Origin of the sequence: Streptomyces prunicolor (assembly GCF_045162825.1) — a bacterium.
GTDB classification, from domain to species: domain Bacteria; phylum Actinomycetota; class Actinomycetes; order Streptomycetales; family Streptomycetaceae; genus Streptomyces; species Streptomyces prunicolor.
In genome coordinates this window covers 7,446,961-7,468,067 of the sequence record NZ_CP108676.1, presented here as the reverse complement: position 1 = coordinate 7,468,067, position 21,107 = coordinate 7,446,961, and the positions used below count along the sequence as shown (strand labels likewise).

18 protein-coding genes are annotated in these 21,107 nt (G+C 69.4%); 7 read left to right on the top strand and 11 right to left on the bottom strand.

Going from position 1 to position 21,107, the window contains the following annotated elements; translation table 11 throughout:
• Nucleotides 1–28 precede the first annotated feature (28 nt).
• Complete coding sequence (locus tag OG588_RS34515; RefSeq protein WP_019060782.1) at nt 29–1,054, bottom strand: ATP-dependent 6-phosphofructokinase; 1,026 nt, start codon at nt 1,052–1,054, stop codon at nt 29–31.
• 253 nt (nt 1,055–1,307) lie between these two features.
• Here OG588_RS34515 and pta point away from each other — a divergent pair, with 253 nt between their 5' ends.
• The 3 genes from pta to pyk all read left to right on the top strand — a co-directional run bounded on the left by pta (nt 1,308) and on the right by pyk (nt 6,164).
• Nucleotides 1,308–3,440: a phosphate acetyltransferase gene (gene pta, locus OG588_RS34510; protein ID WP_405950650.1), complete on the top strand. Its 2,133-nt coding sequence runs from the start codon at nt 1,308–1,310 to the stop codon at nt 3,438–3,440.
• A complete protein-coding gene (locus OG588_RS34505) occupies nt 3,437–4,660 on the top strand; it encodes an acetate kinase (protein WP_405950649.1) in 1,224 nt (407 codons plus the stop codon). The genes pta and OG588_RS34505 overlap by 4 nt, the downstream gene beginning before the upstream one ends.
• Before the next feature lie 73 nt (nt 4,661–4,733).
• Nucleotides 4,734–6,164, top strand: coding sequence for a pyruvate kinase (gene pyk / locus OG588_RS34500; RefSeq protein ID WP_405950648.1), 1,431 nt, complete (start codon nt 4,734–4,736; stop codon nt 6,162–6,164).
• 78 nt (nt 6,165–6,242) lie between these two features.
• Here pyk and OG588_RS34495 read toward each other — a convergent pair whose 3' ends face one another.
• The 5 genes from OG588_RS34495 to OG588_RS34475 form a co-directional block, all read right to left on the bottom strand.
• Nucleotides 6,243–6,707 (bottom strand): hypothetical protein, encoded by a 465-nt coding sequence (locus tag OG588_RS34495; RefSeq protein ID WP_405950647.1) that lies wholly within the window; start codon nt 6,705–6,707, stop codon nt 6,243–6,245.
• A gap of 109 nt (nt 6,708–6,816) precedes the next feature.
• Nucleotides 6,817–8,139, bottom strand: a complete 1,323-nt coding sequence (locus OG588_RS34490) for a hypothetical protein (RefSeq protein ID WP_405950646.1) — start codon at nt 8,137–8,139, stop codon at nt 6,817–6,819.
• Nucleotides 8,129–8,746 carry a DUF6114 domain-containing protein gene (locus tag OG588_RS34485; RefSeq protein WP_366098198.1) on the bottom strand — a complete coding sequence of 206 codons (618 nt, stop codon included), beginning with the start codon at nt 8,744–8,746 and terminating at the stop codon, nt 8,129–8,131. Before OG588_RS34485 ends, OG588_RS34490 begins: the two co-directional genes overlap by 11 nt.
• A 117-nt stretch (nt 8,747–8,863) precedes the next feature.
• Nucleotides 8,864–9,517 (bottom strand): DUF6230 family protein, encoded by a 654-nt coding sequence (locus OG588_RS34480; RefSeq protein ID WP_405950645.1) that lies wholly within the window; start codon nt 9,515–9,517, stop codon nt 8,864–8,866.
• Nucleotides 9,518–10,163: 646 nt separating this feature from the next.
• Nucleotides 10,164–11,141, bottom strand: a complete 978-nt coding sequence (locus tag OG588_RS34475; protein ID WP_019060774.1) for a tetratricopeptide repeat protein — start codon at nt 11,139–11,141, stop codon at nt 10,164–10,166.
• Between the two features lie 225 nt (nt 11,142–11,366).
• On the opposite strand from OG588_RS34475, the gene OG588_RS34470 reads away from it, so the two are divergent.
• Complete coding sequence (locus OG588_RS34470; RefSeq protein ID WP_405950644.1) at nt 11,367–12,068, top strand: TetR/AcrR family transcriptional regulator; 702 nt, start codon at nt 11,367–11,369, stop codon at nt 12,066–12,068.
• Between the two features lie 167 nt (nt 12,069–12,235).
• Here OG588_RS34470 and OG588_RS34465 read toward each other — a convergent pair whose 3' ends face one another.
• Entirely contained in the window at nt 12,236–13,936 is a 1,701-nt protein-coding gene (locus tag OG588_RS34465; RefSeq protein ID WP_405950643.1) for a methylmalonyl-CoA mutase, read from the bottom strand.
• 185 nt (nt 13,937–14,121) lie between these two features.
• Here OG588_RS34465 and OG588_RS34460 point away from each other — a divergent pair, with 185 nt between their 5' ends.
• Nucleotides 14,122–14,730: a hypothetical protein gene (locus OG588_RS34460; protein WP_405950642.1), complete on the top strand. Its 609-nt coding sequence runs from the start codon at nt 14,122–14,124 to the stop codon at nt 14,728–14,730.
• Between the two features lie 42 nt (nt 14,731–14,772).
• Here the strand turns inward: OG588_RS34460 and OG588_RS34455 are convergent, their stop codons facing one another.
• The 3 genes from OG588_RS34455 to OG588_RS34445 are packed head-to-tail and all read right to left on the bottom strand — an operon-like array spanning nt 14,773 to nt 16,933.
• Nucleotides 14,773–15,111, bottom strand: coding sequence for a DUF3817 domain-containing protein (locus OG588_RS34455; protein WP_405950641.1), 339 nt, complete (start codon nt 15,109–15,111; stop codon nt 14,773–14,775).
• Between the two features lie 56 nt (nt 15,112–15,167).
• Nucleotides 15,168–15,677: a MarR family winged helix-turn-helix transcriptional regulator gene (locus OG588_RS34450; protein WP_405950640.1), complete on the bottom strand. Its 510-nt coding sequence runs from the start codon at nt 15,675–15,677 to the stop codon at nt 15,168–15,170.
• Between the two features lie 11 nt (nt 15,678–15,688).
• On the bottom strand, nt 15,689–16,933 hold the full coding sequence (locus OG588_RS34445; protein ID WP_405950639.1) for an MFS transporter: 1,245 nt from the start codon (nt 16,931–16,933) through the stop codon (nt 15,689–15,691).
• A gap of 142 nt (nt 16,934–17,075) precedes the next feature.
• Between OG588_RS34445 and OG588_RS34440 the strand changes: the two genes are divergently transcribed.
• Together OG588_RS34440 and OG588_RS34435 are read left to right on the top strand one after the other, a co-directional pair.
• Nucleotides 17,076–18,059: a DUF5937 family protein gene (locus tag OG588_RS34440; RefSeq protein WP_405950638.1), complete on the top strand. Its 984-nt coding sequence runs from the start codon at nt 17,076–17,078 to the stop codon at nt 18,057–18,059.
• Nucleotides 18,060–18,145: 86 nt separating this feature from the next.
• The gene (locus tag OG588_RS34435) at nt 18,146–19,138 is read left to right on the top strand and encodes a glycoside hydrolase family 6 protein (protein ID WP_405950637.1); all 993 of its coding nucleotides are present in this window, start codon (nt 18,146–18,148) and stop codon (nt 19,136–19,138) included.
• Nucleotides 19,139–19,150: 12 nt separating this feature from the next.
• On the opposite strand, the gene OG588_RS34430 is transcribed toward OG588_RS34435, so the two are convergent.
• Nucleotides 19,151–21,106, bottom strand: a complete 1,956-nt coding sequence (locus tag OG588_RS34430; protein WP_405950636.1) for a galactose oxidase-like domain-containing protein — start codon at nt 21,104–21,106, stop codon at nt 19,151–19,153.
• Nucleotide 21,107 lies beyond the last annotated feature (1 nt).

The following is a 21,107-nucleotide window of genomic DNA, read 5'->3' as shown; positions in this document are numbered from 1 at the left end:
AACCCGGCCAGAAGCCAGGAGTTGGAGCCTAGAAAACCGACTCCGCCTCGTCCATCCGATCCTTCGGCACCGTCTTCAACTCGGTGACCGCCTCAGCCAACGGCACCATCACCACGTCCGTCCCCCGCAGCGCGGTCATCCGCCCGAACTCCCCCTGGTGCGCAGCCTCCACCGCGTGCCAGCCGAAGCGCGTCGCCAACACCCGGTCGTACGCGGTCGGTACGCCGCCGCGCTGGATGTGGCCGAGGATGACCGGCTTGGCCTCCTTGCCGAGGCGGCGCTCCAACTCGTAGGCCAGCGCCGTGCCGATGCCCTGGAAGCGCTCATGGCCGAACTGGTCGATCTCGCCCTTGTTGTAGTCCATGGAACCCTCGGCCGGGTGCGCGCCCTCGGCCACGCACACGACGGCGAACCTCTTGCCGCGAGCGAAGCGTTCCTCGACCATCTTGACCAGGTCGGCCGGGTCGAAGGGGCGCTCGGGCAGGCAGATGCCGTGCGCGCCCGCCGCCATCCCGGACTCCAGCGCGATCCAGCCCGCGTGCCGGCCCATGACCTCGACGACCATCACCCGCTGGTGCGACTCCGCCGTCGTCTTCAGGCGGTCCATCGCCTCCGTCGCGACCCCGACCGCCGTGTCGAACCCGAATGTGCGGTCCGTCGACGAGATGTCGTTGTCGATCGTCTTGGGGACTCCTACGACCGGCAGGCCGGCGTCCGACAGCATGCGCGCCGCCGTCAGCGTCCCCTCCCCGCCGATCGGGATCAGCGCGTCGATCCCGAAGTCGCGCGCGATGTCCAGCGCGTTCTCGCAGGCCTCGCGGAGGCGGTCCCGCTCCAGTCGGGACGAGCCCAGGATCGTGCCGCCGCGGGCGAGGATGCCGCTGACCGCGTCCAGGTCGAGGTTGCGGTAGTGGCCTTCGAGCAGTCCGGCGTAGCCGTCCTCGAAGCCGATGACCTCGTCGCCGTAGTTGTCGACCGCTCGGTGCACGACCGATCGGATCACGGCGTTCAGGCCGGGGCAGTCGCCGCCTGCGGTGAGAACTCCGATGCGCATCGTGCTGTGTCTCCTGCTCGCTGTTGAGACCGGTGAGCCGGACCCGATTGTTTCACGTCCCCCAGGGCGTCGCCGCTCCCACCGGACTGACGGGCGCCTTAACCACCCCCGGAGGTATTGTCAAGAGGGTTCCGCTCACCCAGGTGGGCGATTTTTATGACCGTCGAAACGGGCAGCCAGAAACCCTGAGAACCAGAAGCCCCGAGAACCGGAAACCGTCAGAATCTGCCGGAACCGGAAGAGGAGACCACGCGTGACCCGCAGCGTGTACGTGACCGGGATCGACCGCGGCGACGGCCGTCAGGTCGTCGAGCTGGGGGTCATGGAACTCCTGACCCGCCAGGTCGACCGGGTGGGGGTGTTCCGACCCCTCGTCCACGACGGCCCCGATCGCCTGTTCGAACTGCTGCGTGCGCGCTACCGGCTCTCACAGGACCCGGCCACCGTCTACGGCATGGACTACCACGAGGCCTCCGCCCTCCAGGCCGAGCAGGGGACGGACGAACTGGTGTCGACGCTCGTCGACCGGTTCCATCTCGTCGCCCGTGACTACGACGTCGTCCTCGTCCTGGGTACCGACTACGCGGACACCCAGTTCCCGGACGAGCTGTCCCTCAACGCCCGCCTCGCGAACGAGTTCGGCGCCTCCGTGATCCCCGTCGTCGGCGGCCGCAAGCAGACCGCCGAGTCCGTGCTCGCGGAGACGCGCAACGCCTATCGCGCCTACGACGGCCTCGGCTGCGACGTCCTCGCCATGGTCACCAACCGGGTCGCCCGCGAGGACCGGGACGAGATCGCCCAGCGGCTCACCACCCGGCTGCCGGTGCCCTGTTACGTCGTACCGGACGAGCCCGCGCTCTCCGCGCCGACCGTCGCCCAGATCACCCACGCCCTCGGCGGCAAGGTCCTCCTCGGGGACGACTCCGGGCTCGCCCGGGACGCGCTCGACTTCGTCTTCGGTGGGGCGATGCTGCCCAACTTCCTCAAGGCGCTGACCCCTGGCTGCCTCGTCGTCACCCCGGGCGACCGCGCCGACCTCGTCATCGGCGCGCTGGCCGCGCACAGTGCCGGCACCCCGCCGATAGCCGGCGTCCTGCTCACCCTGAACGAGGTGCCCAGCCACGGCATCCTCACCCTCGCCGCCCGCCTCGCGCCCGGCACCCCGGTGGTCTCGGTGGCCGGGAACTCCTTCCCCACCGCCGGCGAACTCTTCGCCCTGGAAGGGAAGTTGAACGCGGCCACCCCGCGCAAGGCGGAGACCGCGCTCGGTCTCTTCGAGCGGTACGTCGACACGAGCGACCTGCTCAAGCGGGTCTCGGCGCCGAGCAGCGACCGGCTCACCCCGATGATGTTCGAGCACACGCTCCTGGAGCGGGCCCGCTCCGACAAGCGCCGGATCGTCCTCCCCGAGGGCACCGAACCCCGCGTCCTGCACGCCGCCGAGGTCCTACTGCGGCGCGGTGTCTGCGAGTTGACCCTGCTCGGCCCCGAGGACCAGATCCGCAAGCGGGCCGCCGACCTCGGCATCGACCTCTCCGCGGCCCAGTTGATCGACCCGGCCACCTCCGAACTCCGCGACCGCTTCGCCGAGAAGTACGCCAAGCTCCGCGCCCACAAGGGCGTGACCGTCGAACTCGCCTACGACGTCGTCGCCGACGTGAACTACTTCGGGACCCTGATGGTGCAGGAGGGCCTCGCCGACGGCATGGTCTCCGGCGCCGTGCACTCCACCGCCGCGACCATCCGGCCCGCCTTCGAGATCATCAAGACGAAGCCGGACGCCGACATCGTCTCGTCCGTCTTCTTCATGTGCCTCGCCGACAAGGTGCTGGTGTACGGCGACTGCGCCGTCAACCCCGACCCGAACGCCGAGCAGTTGGCCGACATCGCCATCCAATCGGCCGCCACCGCCGAGCAGTTCGGCGTCGCGGCCCGGATCGCGATGCTGTCGTACTCCACCGGTACGTCCGGCTCGGGCGCCGACGTCGACAAGGTGCGCGAGGCCACCGAACTGGTCCGGCTGCGGCGGGCCGACCTGCGCATCGAGGGGCCGATCCAGTACGACGCCGCCGTCGAGCCGAGCGTCGCCGCCACCAAGATGCCGGAGTCCGAAGTCGCCGGTCAGGCAAGCGTGTTGATCTTCCCCGACCTGAACACCGGCAACAACACCTACAAGGCCGTGCAACGTTCGGCCGGCGCGATCGCCGTCGGCCCGGTGTTGCAGGGCTTGCGCAAGCCGGTCAACGACCTGTCCCGGGGCGCCCTCGTCTCGGACATCGTCAACACCGTCGCCATCACGGCGATCCAGGCACAGCACCCCAAGACCCCGGCGCAACACCTCAAGGCCCCCGCGCAGTCCCCGACCGAGAAGGCAACCCCCCAGTGAGCCCCGCCCCCGCCCCGGCCCGTGTCCTCGTCCTCAACTCCGGCTCCTCGTCGGTGAAGTACCAGCTGCTCGACATGGCGGACAGCAGCCGCCTCGCGCTCGGACTCGTCGAGCGCATCGGCGAGGAGACCTCCCGGTTCAAGCACACCTGCGTCACGACCGGTGCCGTACGGGAGTCCACCGGCCCGATCCCCGATCACGAGGCCGCCCTGAAGGCCGTGGCCGAAGAGCTGTCGAAAGACGGACTCGGCCTGGACTCACCGGAGTTGGCCGCCATCGGGCATCGGGTCGTGCACGGTGGGCAGAGCTTCACCGCGCCCACCGTCATCGACGACGCCGTGCTCGCCGAGATCGAACGGCTCATCCCCGTCGCGCCGTTGCACAATCCGGCGAACCTCGTCGGGATCCGGACCGCGATGGCGTTGCGGCCCGATCTGCCGCAGGTGGCCGTGTTCGACACGGCGTTCCACACGACGATGCCGGAGTCGGCAGCGCGGTACGCGATCGACGTGGCGACCGCCGACGCGTACCGGATTCGGCGGTACGGGTTCCACGGGACCTCGCACGCGTATGTGTCGCGGGCGACGGCGAAGCTGCTCGGCAGGGCGCCCGAGGACGTCAATGTCATCGTGCTGCACCTCGGGAACGGGGCGTCCGCCTCGGCCGTGCGGGGTGGGCGGTGTGTGGACACGTCCATGGGGCTGACGCCGTTGGAGGGGCTGGTGATGGGGACGCGGTCGGGAGACCTGGATCCGGCCGTCATCTTCCATTTGATGCGTGTTGGCGGAATGTCCACCGATGAGATCGACACTCTTCTCAACAAGAAGAGCGGTCTGATCGGGTTGTGCGGGGACAACGACATGCGGGAGATCCGGCGCCGGATCGACGAGGGCGACGAACAGGCGGAACTCGCCTTCGACATCTACATTCACCGGTTGAAGAAGTACATCGGTGCCTACTGCGCGGTACTCGGCAAGGTGGACGCGGTCGCCTTCACCGCGGGGGTCGGGGAGAACGCGGGCGCGGTGCGGGAAGCCGCCGTCGCGGGCCTGGAGCTGCTGGGGCTTGAGGTCGACGGGGCGCTGAACGCCGTACGGAGTGATGAGCCGCGGCTGATCTCGTCGGCGTCCGGGCGGGTCGCGGTCGCGGTGGTGCCGACGGACGAGGAATTGGAGATCGCGACACAGACCTATGCACTGGTCGGAAATTACAACGCCTGAGCGCATGCCCGCCCATTTGTATCTTCCGCCAGACGGAATATTCCGTAGCGAAACAAACCGATAGGATCGTCCCATGCGCCGTTCGAAAATCGTCTGTACTCTCGGCCCCGCGGTCGACTCCCACGAACAACTGGTCTCGCTGATCGAGGCCGGTATGAATGTGGCCCGTTTCAATTTCAGCCACGGCACCCACGCCGAGCACCAGGGGCGGTACGACCGCGTCCGTGCCGCGGCCAAGGAGACCGGCCGTGCCATCGGCGTCCTCGCCGACCTGCAGGGCCCGAAGATCCGCCTGGAGACCTTCGCGGAGGGTCCCGTCGAGCTGGTGCGCGGTGACGAGTTCACCATCACCACCGAGGACATCCCGGGCGACAAGACCATCTGCGGTACGACGTACAAGGGCCTGCCCGGTGACGTCTCCCGCGGCGACCAGGTCCTCATCAACGACGGCAACGTCGAGCTGAAGGTCCTCAGCGTCGAAGGCCCCCGCGTGAAGACGATCGTCATCGAGGGCGGCGTCATCTCCGACCACAAGGGCATCAACCTGCCCGGCACGGCGGTCAACGTGCCCGCGCTGTCCGAGAAGGACGTCGAGGACCTGCGCTTCGCGCTGCGGATGGGCTGCGACATGGTCGCCCTGTCCTTCGTCCGCGACGCGAGCGATGTGTACGACGTCCACAAGGTGATGGACGAGGAGGGCCGCCGGGTCCCCGTCATCGCCAAGGTGGAGAAGCCGCAGGCGGTCGAGAACATGGAGGCCGTGGTCGCGGCCTTCGACGCGGTGATGGTGGCCCGTGGCGACCTCGCCGTCGAGTACCCGCTGGAGAAGGTCCCGATGGTGCAGAAGCGCCTGGTGGAGCTGTGCCGGCGCAACGCCAAGCCGGTGATCGTGGCGACCCAGATGATGGAGTCGATGATCACCAACTCCCGCCCCACGCGCGCCGAGGCCTCCGACGTGGCCAACGCGATCCTGGACGGCGCGGACGCGGTCATGCTGTCCGCCGAGTCCTCGGTGGGCGCCTACCCGATCGAGACCGTGCAGACGATGTCGAAGATCGTCCAGGCGGCCGAGGAGGAGCTGTTCTCCAAGGGCCTGCAGCCGCTCGTGCCGGGCAAGAAGCCGCGGACGCAGGGTGGTTCGATCGCGCGTGCCGCGTGCGAGATCGCCGACTTCCTCGGCGGCCGGGCCCTGGTGGCGTTCACGCAGTCCGGTGACACCGCCCGCCGGCTGTCCCGCTACCGCGCCTCGCAGCCGATCGTCGCGTTCACGACCGACGAGAGCACCCGCAACCAGCTGACGCTCAGCTGGGGCGTGGAGTCGCACGTGGTGCCGTTCGTCAACAGCACGGACGAGATGGTCGACATGGTCGACGGCGAGATCGCCAAGATCAACCGCTTCAACCCGGGCGAGACCGTCATCATCACCGCCGGCTCGCCCCCCGGCGTGGCCGGCACCACGAACATGCTCCGCGTCCACCACCTCGGCGGCGGCGAGGGCAACTGACGTACCGCTGAAGGCTCTTGTACGGCGCTGAGGGCGCCCCCTGCGACAGGGGGCGCCCTCGGTCCGTCCGCAGTCGGCTCACGCGGCCGAGGGTGTTCCTACCGTTTCCCTGAGCCAGGTGTTGGCGCGCAGCGCGGGGTGGGCGGTGGTGATCAGCCGTACGGCCTCCGCCTTCGCCCGCTCCACGAGCCCGCGCAGTTCCTCCCAGCTCAGTTCGACCTTGGCCGGAGGCCACTCGGTCGTGAGAGTGACCGTGCCCGCGTCGCGGTGGAAGGAGTAGACGTGCTGGGTGACGGAGGCCTCGACCGCGATGTCAGCGCTGGTCTCCAGCTCTCGCACCGCGTAGTCCAGCAGCAGGGCGATGTCGACCACGGGTTCTCCCAGCAGCCGCACGCCGAGTTGCACGCCGTGGACGACCAGCCGCAGGTCGGCCTTGAAGTACAGCAGACAGAAGTCCGAGGCGTTCAGGTCCGCGGACGGTGGTCGCCAGTCAGGTGACCAGGAGTCGTCGTCGGCACGCGGCTCGAAGGCGAAGTCGATCATCCGTCCTCCCTGGTGGACAACTGCGCACCGGACAGAGCAGTGCCCCGCCGAGTGGGTACTCGGCGGGGCACTGCTCCTTCGCGGCTCCCGAACGGGCTTGTGGACGGGCTCAGTTCTGGTAGCTGTGCAGTCCGGGGACGGTCAGCGTGCCGCCGAACTGGCCGGCCTGGACCACCTTCACGTTGGTGAAGTAGATCAGCGGGATGTTCAGCGGCGGCGGGTTGTCCGGGTCGAACGTGATCGGGATCAGCCCGAACAGGTTGCCCGAGATGGACTCCGTGTACATCACCGTGTCGCCGTCGCGGATGGTGGACGTCGAGCCCGAGGCCGCCTGCACGTGGTACGTCTTGCCGGACTGCTTGTCGTTCACCGTCTGGTGCAGGTCGCCGATGTCGGTCCCGCCGGAGATGACGTACTTCAGGACCTTCTTGACCTTGCCGCTGGCGGTCTTCACCTCGACGACGCCTTGGTAGTCGGCACCCTTGAGCAGCAGCGAGCTGGCGTTCAGGTACCAGGGGTCGTCCGGCAGCAGCACCTTGTTGTCGACGCCGCTGGTGTCGTCCGTGGCGACCGGGCAGTCCGAGGTGTCGGCGCTCTCGCTCGCGGACGGGCTCGGGGTGGCCGTGGCCGAAGCGGTCGCGGTGGCCGCGTCCTCGGCCGCCTTGGTCGCGGTGTCGGTCGTGTCCTTCACGGTGTCGTCGACCGTGTCGGTGACCTTCTTGACCGTGTCCTTGACGGTGTCGGACCCGCTGGAGGAGTCGTCGGTGGACGAGTCCTTCGTGGCGCTCGCCGAGGCGGACGCGGTCGGCGTCGGGGTGGCGCTCGCCGTCGAGTCGGAGTCCGACGAACCGCCGGTGAGGATCCCGGTGATGGCGTCGCCGATGGTGTCCAGCAGGCTGCCACTGCTCTCGGACGCGGAGGGCGTCGCGGTCGCGGTGCTGCTCGACGAACCGCTCGAATCCGTCGTCTTGCTCGCCGAGGCGGACGGCGTGGGCGTGGCCGTGTCTTCGTCGTCGGAACCTGAATCCGACGAACCCGAAGCGGTCTTGCCCGAGTCGGCGTCGCCGGTGGCCGTAGCCGAGGGCGTCGCCTCGTCCTTGGAGGAGTCGGCGGACTCGCTCGCGGACGTGGACGGCGTGGCCGAGGGGCTCGCCGTCGACCCGGCGATGGCGGCGACACAGTCCTTGTACTCGTCGGCCGTCAGGCTCTTGGCCGACGGCGAGGCCGTCGCGCCGTTGTCGGCGAGAGCGAGCGAGGACGTGAATCCGAACCCCATGATCACGGCGGTCGGCATCGCCACCGTGGCTATCGCCTTGCCGGCGGGCATGTGGAGCCTGGTGAACAGCGGCTTCTTGGGTGCCGCATGCCGCGGCCCGGTTCTCACACGGGACTCGTCCACATCAGTCCCGTGGGTCACCTCGTCAGCCGGCACTGTGCCTCCCGTTCGCCCCGTTGCTCACCGGGCTCGTTCCTGACAGATCGTTCGGCTCACCCGTACCGTCGGCGGACTCGTACGGCGCGGGCTCCTGAGGCTTGGCGTAGTACGACGCGGAGTCGTGCGGGGCCGCCTCGTACGGTGTGGCGGCCTCGGCGGGGTCGCCGCCCTCTCCCTGTGCGACGTCCTGCAGCGACTGCGGCTCCGGCGGCACACCCGGCGCCCACGACACGGCCAGCGCCCCGCCGACAATGGCGAGGAGGAAGCCGATCAGGAAGCCGCCGAGGTTGGACACGGGGATGGACACCAGCGCCAGCAGGATCGACGCGACACCGGCGAAGGTGCGCACGTGCTTCTGGAACCAGAGGCTGAAGCCCAGGACCACGAGCAGCACGCCGATGATCAGGGACCCGGCGCCCGCGGTGGTCGCCATCGCCAGGGTCAGATGCCCCACCTGGAGATGTGCGTACGGGAAGTAGGCGATCGGGAGTCCGCCGAGCATGACGAACAGACCGGCCCAGAACGGCCTCGTGCCACGCCAGGCACGAAACTGCAGCCTCCGGCGGGCGAACTGGCCGGGTGCGGCAGGAGTCTCGGCGCTCATGGAAAACAGCTCCCTGGTACGGCGTTGCTGTGGTGGAGAGTCGCACCTTGTGTGAAGGCGCTGGTGGAAGGTGGACGGGCGGGGGCGCCACCGGCTCCCCCGCCCGCCGTCAAGTGCCTAGTAGCACTCGTGGGTGCCGGCCGAGACCGACATCTTCAGTCCGCTGAGCTTGAAGGTTCCGGCAGTGGTGGCCCACGCCGTCTGCTTCACCTTGGTCAGCTCGACCGACTCGGCCTGCTGCGCGAACCCGTACGGGTTCGCCGCCTCCTTGCCGCCCTTCATGCCCGGACCCTGGCCGCCGTCCTTCGTCGGGCCCGTGTCTCCGGCGGCCACACCGATGTCGATGTTGTGGAACACAGCGTCGGCGCTGAGGTCCTCGACGTCGATGTACAGGTTGTCGGCCTCGACCGGCGTACCGCTGCCGCCTGCCCGCAGCACGAGGCTGACGGACCCGAGCACCGGGATGTTCGGGGTGACCACCGACTGGCACATGTTGGTGATCTTGGCGGTCTTGAACGACGAGACCGCGACCGGGTGCAGCGCGCTCCCGCCGGTCATGGTGTAGCCCGAGTCGAGCGCGCCGTACTGGGCGAAGCCCTTGCCCTCGAGCGAGTCCGCCGTCACCTTGAACGACTGACCCGAAACGCTGAATGACGCGGCGAGAGCACCCTGCGCGAGGGCGACACCTATACACGCCGTAGCGGCGACGCTGGGCACCATGACCACAGCGAAGCGCTTCCATCTCGTCCCGCCACGCACCTGGGACTCCATATTTCCTCCTTCTCGGACGTACATCTCCTGGCCCTGACTGCCCCCAGTTGGCGGCTCAGCCGGGCAGGGATGGGAGAAGTGCTACGTCCTCGGGAAGGGGAGCGCCCGTCCTCGGAGGCGCGAACCGCGCACCGATCACCGGCGATCACCCCCGAGCGACAACCACTGGTCGCGCCTGACGCACATCACGCACAACCTTGCTGGACAGGCTCCGCCGTGCGGCGAAGACCCCCCTGCCCAAGAGCCGACTCCATTGTTTCCGGCTCTACTCGGTGGGGACCCAGAAAAATCCGTCGGCCCGACCGGCTGTCGGGGTACGGCGATGGACCGAGCGTGGCCGATCGTGGTGCATTCTCGCCGCCTGCACAAGGGGCTTCGTTACTGGGTAGTAACGGCCGGATAACCGAACAACGACCCGCCGGTATCGGCCGACGACGCTGGGTGTCATCGTGGGCCAGGACAAATCAGTTGACACCCGGGCGGAATCCGACAGATCAACGCCCTCGACTTACTCCAAGTAACAGCGGCCGCGATTACCAAGTTTTGGTAAAGCGCGGCCGCAGTGACACTCCGTCGGCAAATCTTTCACTCCGGCAACACAGGTCACGAGGTTTACCGACTGGTCAGAACGGGCCCCGCGCCCCGCTCAGAACAGCGCCCGCGCCAGTGCCCGCCGGGCCGCCGTCACCCTGGGGTCATCGGCCCCGACGACCTCGAAGAGCTCCAACAGCCGCAGCCGTACGGCATCCCGGTCGTCACCCACCGTGCGCCGCACGGTGTCGATGAGCCGGCTGAACGCGTCCTCGACGTGACCGCCCACCAGATCCAGGTCGGCGGCGGCGATCTGCGCGGGCACGTCACCCGGCTTCTCGGCCGCCTCGGTACGCACCTGCTGCGGGTCGAGCGTCGACACCCGCTGCAGCAACTCGGCCTGGGCGAGCCCCAGTTTGGCCTCGGTGTTGGCCGGGTCGTCGCTCAGCACGTTCTTGTAGGCCTGCACGGCCCCGCCGAAGTCCCCCGCGTCCAGGGCCTGCACGGCGGCTTCGAGCAGCGCGTCGTAGGGTCCCGCCGGCATCTCGGCCACGGCCTCGGGACGGTCGCCCGGCGCGGCGTCGGGGTCGACGTCCAACCCGGTGAGACCGAAGCGCTGCTCGGCGACCTGGATCAACTGGTCCAGGGTCTCCCGGATCTGCGACTCGGGAGCGGCCCCCTGGAAGAGCGGCAGCGCCTGCCCCGCGACCACCGCGAAGACGGCCGGGATGCCCTGCACCCCGAACTGCTGCATCAGCATCTGATTGGCGTCGACGTCGATCTTGGCAAGGACGAAGCGTCCGTTGTAATCAAGCGCGAGCCGCTCCAGGAGCGGGCTCAGCTGCTTGCACGGCTCGCACCACTCGGCCCAGAAGTCGATGACGACCGGGACCTCGGTGGACCGCTGCAGGACCTCGCTCTCGAACCCCGCCTCATCTACGTCGATCACCAGATCGGCCGGCGAGACGGCCCCGCCGCCGCCCTGCCTGGCGGTCTCGGCGCGCGCCTGCTCCGCCTTGACCTTGGCCTCCTGGGCCGCCTTCACCGCGGCGAGGTCGACGACTCCGCTCATGGACATGTTCCGTGGCTGCATGCGTCTATCCTCCCCCGTCCGCGCGTGTGAATGAAAAGCGTTGTGAAAGCCGTTGAGAAAGCCGGTCTGTTGCAAGCCAGTTGCGAGCTGTTCGGCGCCGGGTCCCCACCCCGCGCCCGTGGTTTCGCTACGACCCGTAGCGTAATAGCACAGGCTCTCTCCCGGATACAGGTACCCAGTGATCTCCCTCACTGCACCACAGGAACCGCCGGTTATGGTCGGGGGATGCAGAGCAGCACTCCCGTCCCACGCGCCGCCGGACGCCCGCGCAGCGCCACCGCGGACACCGCGATCCTCGCGGCCACCCGGGAGGCCCTGGTCGAACTCGGCTGGTCCAAGCTCACGTTGGGAGACGTCGCCACGCGCGCGGGGGTTGCAAAAACGACCCTCTACCGCCGCTGGGCCGGCAAGAACGAACTGGTCGTCGACGCCGTCGCGGAGCTCTTCGACGAACTCCACCTCCCCGACCGCGGCACACTGGCCGCCGACATCGAAGGCGTCGTCCTCCAGTTCGCGGCGATCCTCGCCCGCCCCGAGGCCAAGAGCGGGCTGATGGCGGTGGTCGCCGAGTCCATCCACGACGACGCCCTGCGCGAACGCATCCGCGAGTCGATCGTCGACCGCCAGAAATGCCTGGTCGTGGAGGGGAGGGCCCGGGCCCAGGCTCGCGGCGAACTCCCCCCGGAGACCGATCCCGAGGAAGCCGCCCGCACGGCCGACCTCATCTTCGACGTGGTGGCGGGCGCGGTGGTGCACCGCACCCTGGTCAGCGCGGAACCGGCCGACGAGGAGTGGGTCCACAGCTTCACCCAGGTCCTGCTGCTCGGCCTGACGTCGCTCAGCACCGCTCAGGCTCCGCCGCTTCAGGCCGCGTTCGCGAAGTCCAGCCCGCCCCTCGACGCCCGGCACGCTCCCCCACTGCCTTAAGGGCGTGGGAGGTGCCCTACTCGCCGCACCGCGCGAAAGCCCAAGTACGTCCAGCGCGAGGGCTTACGCCCGGCCCCTCCCAACCTCCGGCCGGAAACCCCCAGAGCACGCGCCAGACGCCGCAGGGCCCGCCCTTCGGGCGGACGACGGGCCTTCGCGGACACGACCTAGAAGCCGGCGGGCTCCGTGTACACCCCCCACTCGTCCCGCAGCACCCCGCAGATCTCCCCCAGCGTCGCCTCCGCCCGCGCCGCGTCCAGCATCGGGCCGATCATGTTCGACCCGTCCCGCGCCGCCGCGAGCATCGCGCCCAGGGCCGCCGCTACGGCCGCCTCGTCCCGGGCGCCCTTGCGCGCCCCCAACTCCCGTACCTGCTCCCGCTCCACCTCGTGGCTGACCCGCAGGATCTCCAGGTCACCGGTGACGGACCCGTGGTGCACATTGACGCCCACGACCCGCTTGTCGCCCTTCTCCACGGACCGCTGGTACTGGAACGCGGCCTCGGCGATCTCGCCGGTGAACCAGCCGTCCTCGATGCCGCGCAGGATGCCGGAGGTGATCGGCCCGATCGGGTGCTGACCGTCCGGGTGGGCCCGCAACCCCCGCTCCCTGATCTGCTCGAAGATCTTCTCGGCGTCCGCCTCGATCCGGTCGGTGAGCTGCTCGACGTACCACGAACCACCCAGCGGATCCGCCACGTTGGCGACCCCGGTCTCCTCCATCAGCACCTGCTGGGTGCGCAGCGCGATCTCCGCGGCCTGCTCGCTGGGCAGCGCGAGGGTCTCGTCCAGGGCGTTGGTGTGCAGCGAGTTGGTCCCGCCGAGGACAGCGGCGAGGGCCTCAACCGCCGTACGCACCACGTTGTTGTACGGCTGCTGCGCGGTCAGCGAGACGCCGGCGGTCTGGGTGTGGAAGCGCAGCCACTGGGCCTTCTCGGACTGCGCGCCGTAGACGTCCCGCAGCCAGCGGGCCCAAATCCTGCGCGCCGCGCGGAACTTGGCGATCTCCTCGAAGAAGTCGACGTGCGCGTCGAAGAAGAAGGACAGGCCGGGCGCGAAGACGTCCACGTCCAGGCCGCGGGACAGGCCGAGTTCGACGTACCCGAAGCCGTCGGCGAGGGTGTACGCCAACTCCTGCGCGGCCGTGGAGCCGGCCTCGCGGATGTGGTAGCCGGAGACGGACAGCGGCTTGTAGGCGGGGATGCCGGTCGCGCAGTACTCCATGAGGTCGCCGATGAGGCGCAGGTGCGGCTCGGGCTGGAAGAGCCACTCCTTCTGGGCGATGTACTCCTTGAAGATGTCCGTCTGGAGCGTGCCGTTGAGGACGACGGGGTCCACGCCCTGCCGCTCGGCCGCCACCAGGTACATGCAGAACACGGGGACGGCCGGCCCGCTGATCGTCATCGACGTCGTGACGTCACCCAACGGGATGCCCTTGAAGAGGACCTCCATGTCGGCGGCCGAGTCGATGGCTACCCCGCAGTGCCCGACCTCGCCGAGCGAGCGCGGGTCGTCGGAGTCGCGGCCCATGAGGGTCGGCATGTCGAAGGCCACCGACAGCCCCCCGCCGCCGTTGGCCAGGATCTTCTTGTACCGCTCGTTGGTCTGCTCGGCGTTCCCGAACCCGGCGAACTGCCGGATGGTCCACGTCCGCCCGCGGTAGCCCGTCGCGTACAGCCCGCGCGTGTAGGGGTATTCCCCCGGCCACCCGATCCGCTCGAAGCCGTCGTACGTGTCCCCGGGGCGAGGCCCGTACACCGGCTCTACGGCATCCCCCGAGAGCGTGGTGAAGTCGGCCTCACGCGTACGTGCGGCGTCGAACCGGGCCTGCCAGCGTCGGCGGCCCTCTGCGATGGCGTCAGCGTCCATGCTCTCGAATTTACTAGGACGTCCTAGTAAATGTCGAGGATCGCCGGCTCGGCCGTCACAACCACTCGCTCAAAAGCGGTCGCCGCCTTCACGAAAATCTCCTACGGTCACTGATCGCCACACCCACAAGGGAGTGGTCAGCCGACACCTGCTACCCGAAGCAGAGGCAAGGGAGGTCGGGCGCGGTGCCACGTTTTACGGAGTTCGACTTCGGTGTGTCGTGGGTGATGGGGTTCTTCCATCAGGACGGAACCCACTACGGGGACACGGCCGCCGAGATCGTCGCGAACCACCTCGCGGGGGGAAGCGGCGAGGTGGCCCTGGCGGTGCGCCGTGACGCGCGAACCCTCGGCAGCCTCCCGTCGGAGACGCTGGAGGTGCTCTGGAACGCCGGGGCGGAGTACCTGCCGAGTTTCGAGACGCGGCTCGGGAGCGGGGCGGAGTGGACGCGAACGGTCGTCGGCCTCTGCGACGCCCGGCTGTCCGTGGAAGCCTACGTACGCCCCCTCTCGGGAGCGGACACGGAGGACGGCACGGCCTGCCTCGACGCGGTCGTCGCCGAGATCGAGGCGGCCCGGTTCCTGACGGCCGAGGTGCGGGCGGCACTGGTCGACTGCGCCCGCCGCTGCACTTCGGACTTGGCGTTCCGGGTGCTGTTGAGAGCGATGGGCTGCGCAGCGCCGAGCGCCTCGCTGTCCCCGGGCCGGTACGCGCGGCTGGAGGCCGTCGGATCGGCTCTCCAGTACGGCGAGTTCGTGGTCGACAACGTCAGGTTCCTGGTCGAGGAACCCTGACGGCGGCCCAGGGCCCGCACTCGGCCGAGTGCGGGCCGGTCGCTACGCCTTCGCGGGGACCGGAGTCGGCTCGGCGAAGTGGCCCTCCAGCTCGTGGCTGATCTTCCGCTCGACGAAGAACGCGGCCGTCGGAATCGTGCCCGCGAGGAGCACCCAGAGCTGCTTGCCGACCGGCCACTTCGCCTTGGAGCCCAGGTCGAAGGCGAAGAGGAGGTACACGACGTACAGCCAGCCGTGCGCGATGGCGACGACCTCGGTGAAGCTCCCGGCGCCGTCGATCTTCAGGAGGTACTTGGCAATCATGCTCAGGCAGAGCAGGACCAGCAGCACACCCGTGGTGTACGCCAAAACGCGGTAGCGGGTGAACACGCTCTTTTTCATGAGGACGAGCGTAACCACCCGTTCCGGGCGATCTTTCCCCGGGGCGGCGGCCCGGGTCAGTCCTCGTCGAAGTCCGCCGCCGCGACCCTCAGCGGCCGCAGCATCGCGAAGATCTCCCCGCACTCCTCGGCGTCGTAGGCCCCCAGCCCGAAGTCCATCTCCATCAGGTCACGCGTGGCCGCGTCGCAGACCTCGCGGCCCTTGTCGGTGATGGAGGCGAGGGTGCCGCGGCCGTCGTTGGGGTTGGGGCGCTTGTCGACGAGACCGGACCGGACCAGCCGGTCGACGGTGTTCGTGACCGACGTGGGATGCACCATGAGCCGCTCGCCGATCTTGGACATCGGCAGCTCGCCCGCCTTGGAGAAGGTGAGCAGCACCAGTGCCTCGTAGCGCGCGAAGGTCAGACCGAACGGCTTGACGACCGCGTCGACCTCGGCGAGCAGGATCTGCTGTGCCCGCATGATCGAGGTGATGGCGGCCATGGACGGCACGTTTCCCCAACGCTGTTTCCAGTGTTCGTCGGCGCGGGCGATGGGGTCGAAAGGGAGACTGAGCGGCTTCGGCACGGCACCAGACCTTACCGGCCGGTCACATCGTGGTCAGCCCCGTCTCGCCCATCGGTCCTGCGGGCTTCCACGGCGAGCAGGGCGCAGCAGACCGTGCCGAGCACCCCGGCGCCCACGACCGCCGCGCGTACCCCGGCGAACTCGGCGGCCACACCGGCCAGGGCCATGCCGACGCCCTGGATGGTCATCAGCCCGGCGGTGAGCAGGGTCATGGCCCGGCCGCGCAGTTCCTCGGGCACGTCCCGGACGAACCACTGGTCGAGGCCCAGCGTGTACGCGGACCCGGCGCCCGCGACGACCAGCAGCACCAGCGAGAGGGCCAGGCCGGGCCGGCCGGCGTAGCCGAGGTAGGGCAGCAGGGCGCAGCAGACCAGCGGGAGCGCGATCCGCGTCCGGGTGGCGGGGCGCAGCCGGGAGCCCGCGTACAGCTCGCCGGCGATCGTGCCGACGGGCAGGGCGCACATCAGCAGCCCGAGCCCGGCCGAACCGGCGCCGAGTTCGGCCGCGTAGGGAGCGGCGAGCGCCTCCGGGGCGACGGAGAACATCGCCGGGAGCCAGAAGAGGAGGAGCAGCGCCCGGACCCGGCGGTCGGCGAGGACCTGCCGGGCGCCCTTGAGGGAGTCGGCGAGCAGGGCGCCCTTGCCGGTGCCGCGGGCGGGGCGGCGGCGGGTGCCGAGGCGCAGCAGGGCGGCGGAGGTGAGGAAGGTGCCGACGGTGATCAGCAGGGCGTGGCGCGGGGAGACCACGGTGAGCAGCAGGCCGCCGAGTCCGAACCCGACGAGCACCGCGCTCTGCGACACGATCCGCAGCAGTGAGCGGCCGAGCACGAAGAGGTCGCCGTCGCCGAGGATGTCGACGAGCGTGGCCATCCGGGTGCCCGCGAACACGGGTGAGACGACGGCGAGGGCGCAGCGGAGCAGCAGCAGTACGGCGATGCCGGTGCCTGGCGTCACCATCGCCGCGACGCAGGCCGCGCACACCAGGTCGCAGACCACCAGCACCCGCCGGGCCGGATACCGGTCGGCGACCCCGGCGAACAGCGTCCCGCCGATCAGATACGGCAGGAAGCCCACCGCGAACGCGAGCGCGCTCAGCAGGGGCGAGCCGGTGAGGTCGTAGACGAGGACGGAGAGGGCGACCTCGGTGACGACCACGCCGAGGAGGGAGAGCGCGTGCGCGGCGAAGACGATGCGGAACTCGGTGACGGCGAGGACGCGGCGGTAGCCGGTGGGCGGCGCGGGAGGGGCTTGGAGCATGGACAGCAGCGTGCTCGGCGGCGCTGCGGCGTCCTAGAGTTTCGGACAGAGCCGAATCTTCAGCTCTCAGGTTCTGCAAGTTCGCAGGTTCTGCAAGTTCGCAGGTTCTTCAGGGCCGGATCTTCTGGGGGGGGGGTGGGACATGCCGTCGCGGCTGTATTTCGGGGAGGACGACTTCCTCAGGTGCCGGTTCGCGGTGTCGCCGCTGTGGGAGACGCAGGAGGTGGTGCGCACGCTGAAGCGGCCGGAGCGGCACGGGTATCACGCGCCCTGGCTGCGGCGGACCGGTGCGGCGGCGGCCGGTCTCGATCTCGCGCCGCTGTGGCTGCTGATGCCCCGGACCGGGCACTCTCCCGACTGGTTGTGTCCGCCGCCGATCGGGCCCTCGGCCACCTTCGAGCAGGAGATCGCCGCCGTCCGCGCGGCCGATCCGGCGCGGGCCCGGGAAGACACGGCCCGGTCGCTGGCGGACACCCCGGGCGCGCTGGAGTCCGCACGGGGCCGGGCCTGGCTGCGTGAACCCGCCCGCATGATCGAGGAGTTGGCGGACGCGATGGAGGCCGTCTGGCACACCCTGGTCGCGCCGGACTGGCCGCGGCTGCGCGCCCTGCTGGAGGCGGACATCGCCTTCCACTCGCGCCGGCTCGCCGAGGTCGGGCTCGGCGTGCTGCTCCCGGAGATCAGCCAGGACTGCGGCTGGGACGCCGGGACGCTGACCGTGAGCTTCCGCGGCGAGCACGAGCGCCGGCTCGGTGGTCAGGGCCTGGTGCTGCTGCCGAGCATCTTCATCTGGCCGAACGTGGTGAGCACCTTCGAGGACCCCTGGCAGCCGACCCTCGCCTACCCGGCCCGTGGCATCGGCGCCCTGTGGACCGAGCCTGCCGACCACACACCGGACGCGCTGCTACGGCTGCTGGGGCGCGGCCGGGCCACCGTGCTGGCCGCGCTCGACGAACCCGCCTCCACGACCGCCCTCGCCCACCGGCTCCGCCTCGCGCCCTCGTCGGTGTCCGCGCATCTGACGGTGCTGCGCGACGCGGGCCTGCTCACGGCGCGACGCTACGGCCATCAGGTGCTCTACGAACGGACACCGCTGGGGATCGCGCTGGCCTCGGGCGGCGGCTGACCGGCGCGCCAGGGCTCGGCACGGTGCGAGATCGTCCATAATACTGACGAATCGTCACTTAATGTCCCCTCGCGCAAGGGAGCAGCATGTCCCGGCTGATCCGCACGTTCGCGGCGCTCACGGTCCTCGGGCTCGCGGTGGGCTGTTCGTCCGCGTCCGACGTCGACGAGGCCTCCGTCGCCGGTGCCCGGTCCAAGGGGCCGATGGGCGACATGACCTTCTGGGTCGACCCGGCGAGTCCGGCGGCCGAGCAGATCCAGATGTGGGAGCGGGAGGGCCGCAAGCAGGACGCCACTCTCCTCAAGCGGATCGCCGAGGAGCCGACCGCGCTGTGGCCGGCCGGTGAGATCGACCCCGGCCCGGTGATCAGGGCGGCGACCGCGGCCGCGCGCCAGGAGGGTCGTACGGCGGTCTTCGTGGCGTACGACATTCCGCACCGGGACTGCGGTCAGCACTCGGCCGGCGGGGCGGGGGACGCCGATGCCTACCGGGCGTGGATCGGGAAGTTCGCCGACGCGTTGGGGGACTCCAAGGCGCTGGTCGTGCTGGAGCCCGACGCCGTCGCGCACATGGTGGACGGGTGCACTCCCGGTGAATACCAGGGCGAGCGGGAGCAGTTGCTGAGCGAGGCGGTCGTCCGGCTGAAGCAGCAGTCGGGGACGAGGGTGTATCTCGACGCGGGCAACCCGTCCTGGATCCAGGACTCTTCGAAGCTCGTGGAGCCGTTGAAGCGGGCCGGGGTCGAGGAGGCCGACGGGTTCTCGCTCAACGTGTCGAACTTCCAGACGGACGCGGTGACGAAGAAGTACGGCGTCCAGCTGTCCCGGAACCTCGGCGGCAAGCACTTCGTCGTCGACACCAGCCGCAACGGCAACGGGCCGCTGGCCGGCGCCTGGTGCAATCCGCCGGGCCGGGGTCTGGGCACCCGGCCGACCACCGACACCGGCGAGCAGTCCCTGGACGCCTATCTGTGGATCAAGCGGCCCGGCGCCTCGGACGGCACCTGTGAGGGCGGTCCGGACGCGGGACAGTGGTGGCCGGAGTACGCCTTGGAGCTGGCGCGCAACTCCAAGGCGTAGCAACCCGGTTGGTCACTGGACCTGGATCCACTTGGCCTCCGACGGCGTGCCCTGCGCGTCCGTCACGAAGAGCATGTACCAGCCAGGCGGGACCAGTGCCCGGTCGTTCGGGACGTCCACGGTCACCGACTTGCCGTCCTTGACGAGGCCCAGCTCGATGGAGCGCTGCTCGACGTCGGTCGTGTGCGTGACCGAACTCGGGCGCATCAGGCGGGCCTTGACGACGCGGTCGGGGTGGTCGGTGCGGAAGGTCGCGCGGTGGTGCCGGTCCAGGGTCTCCGGACCGTCCTGCAAGACCGGCCTGTTGGTGCCGTTCTTGTGCAGCGCGGGCGGGGTGAAGATCTCCATGCGCTGCTCGAAGTGGCCGAGCTTGGTGTTGGCCTGGTCGTCGAAGAGCGGGTCGGAGCCGAACGTGACGACCCTGCCGTCGGGCAACAGCAGTGCCTCGGAGTGGTAGTTGCGGCCGACCATCGGGGCGGCGGCCTCGCGGAAGGCGTTGCCCTTCGGGTCGTAGAACTGCGCCTTGAAGATGTTGCTGGCGCTGCGGCCGCGGTAGTCCGAGGAGCCGTTGGTGGTGAAGACCGAGTCGTCCGGCATGATCACGCTGTTCAAGTACCGCGTGCCCTGCGGGAGATCGGGGCCGTCCTTGAAGACGGGGCTGTCCTGCTTGAGGTCGACGACGGCGGTGCGCGGGGTCGACTTCTTGGACTCGCCGACGCCTCCGCCGCCGAGGATCATCACCTTCTGGTCCTGGGCGGGCGGCAGGAGGAGCGAGGACGAGGTCTCGGTCTCCTCGGGGTCGCGCAGCCCGGCGACCTTGGTGAACTTGTTGGTCTTCAGGTCCCAGAGTCCGGGCTCACGGCCCTTGTTGGCGGGTCCGTACCCGGCGTTCGAGGCCGGGTAGAAGAGCTTGCCGCCCTTGGTGAGGAAGAGGGCCGGGTAGGTGGGGAAGTAACGCTTGGGGCCCGGGGTCCACTTCTTGGTCTTCGGGTCGTAGATCTCGTTGTCGCCCTGGTCGATCACACCGACGTCGTCGAGGCCGGAGACGGCGAGGACGCGGCCGTCGTCGAGGCCGACGAGGGTCGGGTACCAACGCGCCTTCTCCATCGGGTCGACGGAGATGTACCGCTCGGCCTTCGGGTCGAACTCGTAGGCGGCGCGGATGCCTTGGTAGTCCTGCTTCTCCAGGGTGATCTTCTCGGAGAGGCCGTACGTGTTGTTCGCGTCCTTGCCCTTGAGGCCGACGATGTCGTACTGGGCCTGGTTCTCGGTGACCGACATCGGGCCCGCCTCGGTGGCCTCGACGAAGACGCGGACCTCGCTCGCGGTGACCTTGGTCTGCCAAGGCTGCATCACACCACGGGCGTTGTACGTCACCTTGAACTCGCGCTTGGCCTTGGGGACGGTGACGTCGAACCTGGTGACGTAGTCGACGCCCGCCGGGGAGCGGAAGACGGTGCCCTTCTTCAGGAACATCGCCTTGTTCGGGCTCTCGTTCTTGACGCGCATCCCGCCGCCGGCCCGCTTGACCTCGCCGTCGAGGAGTTCGTAGCGGGCGGTGCCGCCGGCCACCAGCAGGTTGCCGCTGGGGAGTTGGCTGTGTCCGCCGCAGAAGAAGTCGACCGGGGTCGGGATCTTCTTGAAGGTGTTGGCCTTCGGGTCCCACAGCACGGTGTCGAAGGACCCGGCGTTGAACTTCTTCTGCTCATTGCCGGAGCCCGCCACGATCAGCACCTTGCCGGTGTGCAGCAGCGAGGCGTGGATGGCGTTGGTGCGGTACTCCTTCGGGATGTCGATCTGGTCCCAGGAGCCGTACTTGGCCATGTACCCGGGCCGGGTGATCTTGTACTCGTGGTACTGCTCGCCGGCGAAGTCCAGGGCGGCCGGGGCGTTGAGACCGGCCAGGACGGCGATGCCGCCGATGCCGAGGACGGTCTTCCTGGTTTTCTGGGACGGCTGGTACGCCATG

What these genes read in the sequence shown, in the direction of transcription:
- OG588_RS34515 (WP_019060782.1), bottom strand. Translation starts at nt 1,054, where the DNA reads ATGCGCATCGGAGTTCTCACCGCAGGCGGCGACTGCCCCGGCCTGAAC.
- pyk (WP_405950648.1), top strand. Translation starts at nt 4,734, where the DNA reads ATGCGCCGTTCGAAAATCGTCTGTACTCTCGGCCCCGCGGTCGACTCC.
- OG588_RS34495 (WP_405950647.1), bottom strand. Translation starts at nt 6,707, where the DNA reads ATGATCGACTTCGCCTTCGAGCCGCGTGCCGACGACGACTCCTGGTCA.
- OG588_RS34485 (WP_366098198.1), bottom strand. Translation starts at nt 8,746, where the DNA reads ATGAGCGCCGAGACTCCTGCCGCACCCGGCCAGTTCGCCCGCCGGAGG.
- OG588_RS34480 (WP_405950645.1), bottom strand. Translation starts at nt 9,517, where the DNA reads ATGGAGTCCCAGGTGCGTGGCGGGACGAGATGGAAGCGCTTCGCTGTG.
- OG588_RS34475 (WP_019060774.1), bottom strand. Translation starts at nt 11,141, where the DNA reads ATGCAGCCACGGAACATGTCCATGAGCGGAGTCGTCGACCTCGCCGCG.
- OG588_RS34470 (WP_405950644.1), top strand. Translation starts at nt 11,367, where the DNA reads ATGCAGAGCAGCACTCCCGTCCCACGCGCCGCCGGACGCCCGCGCAGC.
- OG588_RS34465 (WP_405950643.1), bottom strand. Translation starts at nt 13,936, where the DNA reads ATGGACGCTGACGCCATCGCAGAGGGCCGCCGACGCTGGCAGGCCCGG.
- OG588_RS34455 (WP_405950641.1), bottom strand. Translation starts at nt 15,111, where the DNA reads ATGAAAAAGAGCGTGTTCACCCGCTACCGCGTTTTGGCGTACACCACG.
- OG588_RS34445 (WP_405950639.1), bottom strand. Translation starts at nt 16,933, where the DNA reads ATGCTCCAAGCCCCTCCCGCGCCGCCCACCGGCTACCGCCGCGTCCTC.
- OG588_RS34440 (WP_405950638.1), top strand. Translation starts at nt 17,076, where the DNA reads ATGCCGTCGCGGCTGTATTTCGGGGAGGACGACTTCCTCAGGTGCCGG.
- OG588_RS34435 (WP_405950637.1), top strand. Translation starts at nt 18,146, where the DNA reads ATGTCCCGGCTGATCCGCACGTTCGCGGCGCTCACGGTCCTCGGGCTC.
- OG588_RS34430 (WP_405950636.1), bottom strand. Translation starts at nt 21,106, where the DNA reads ATGGCGTACCAGCCGTCCCAGAAAACCAGGAAGACCGTCCTCGGCATC.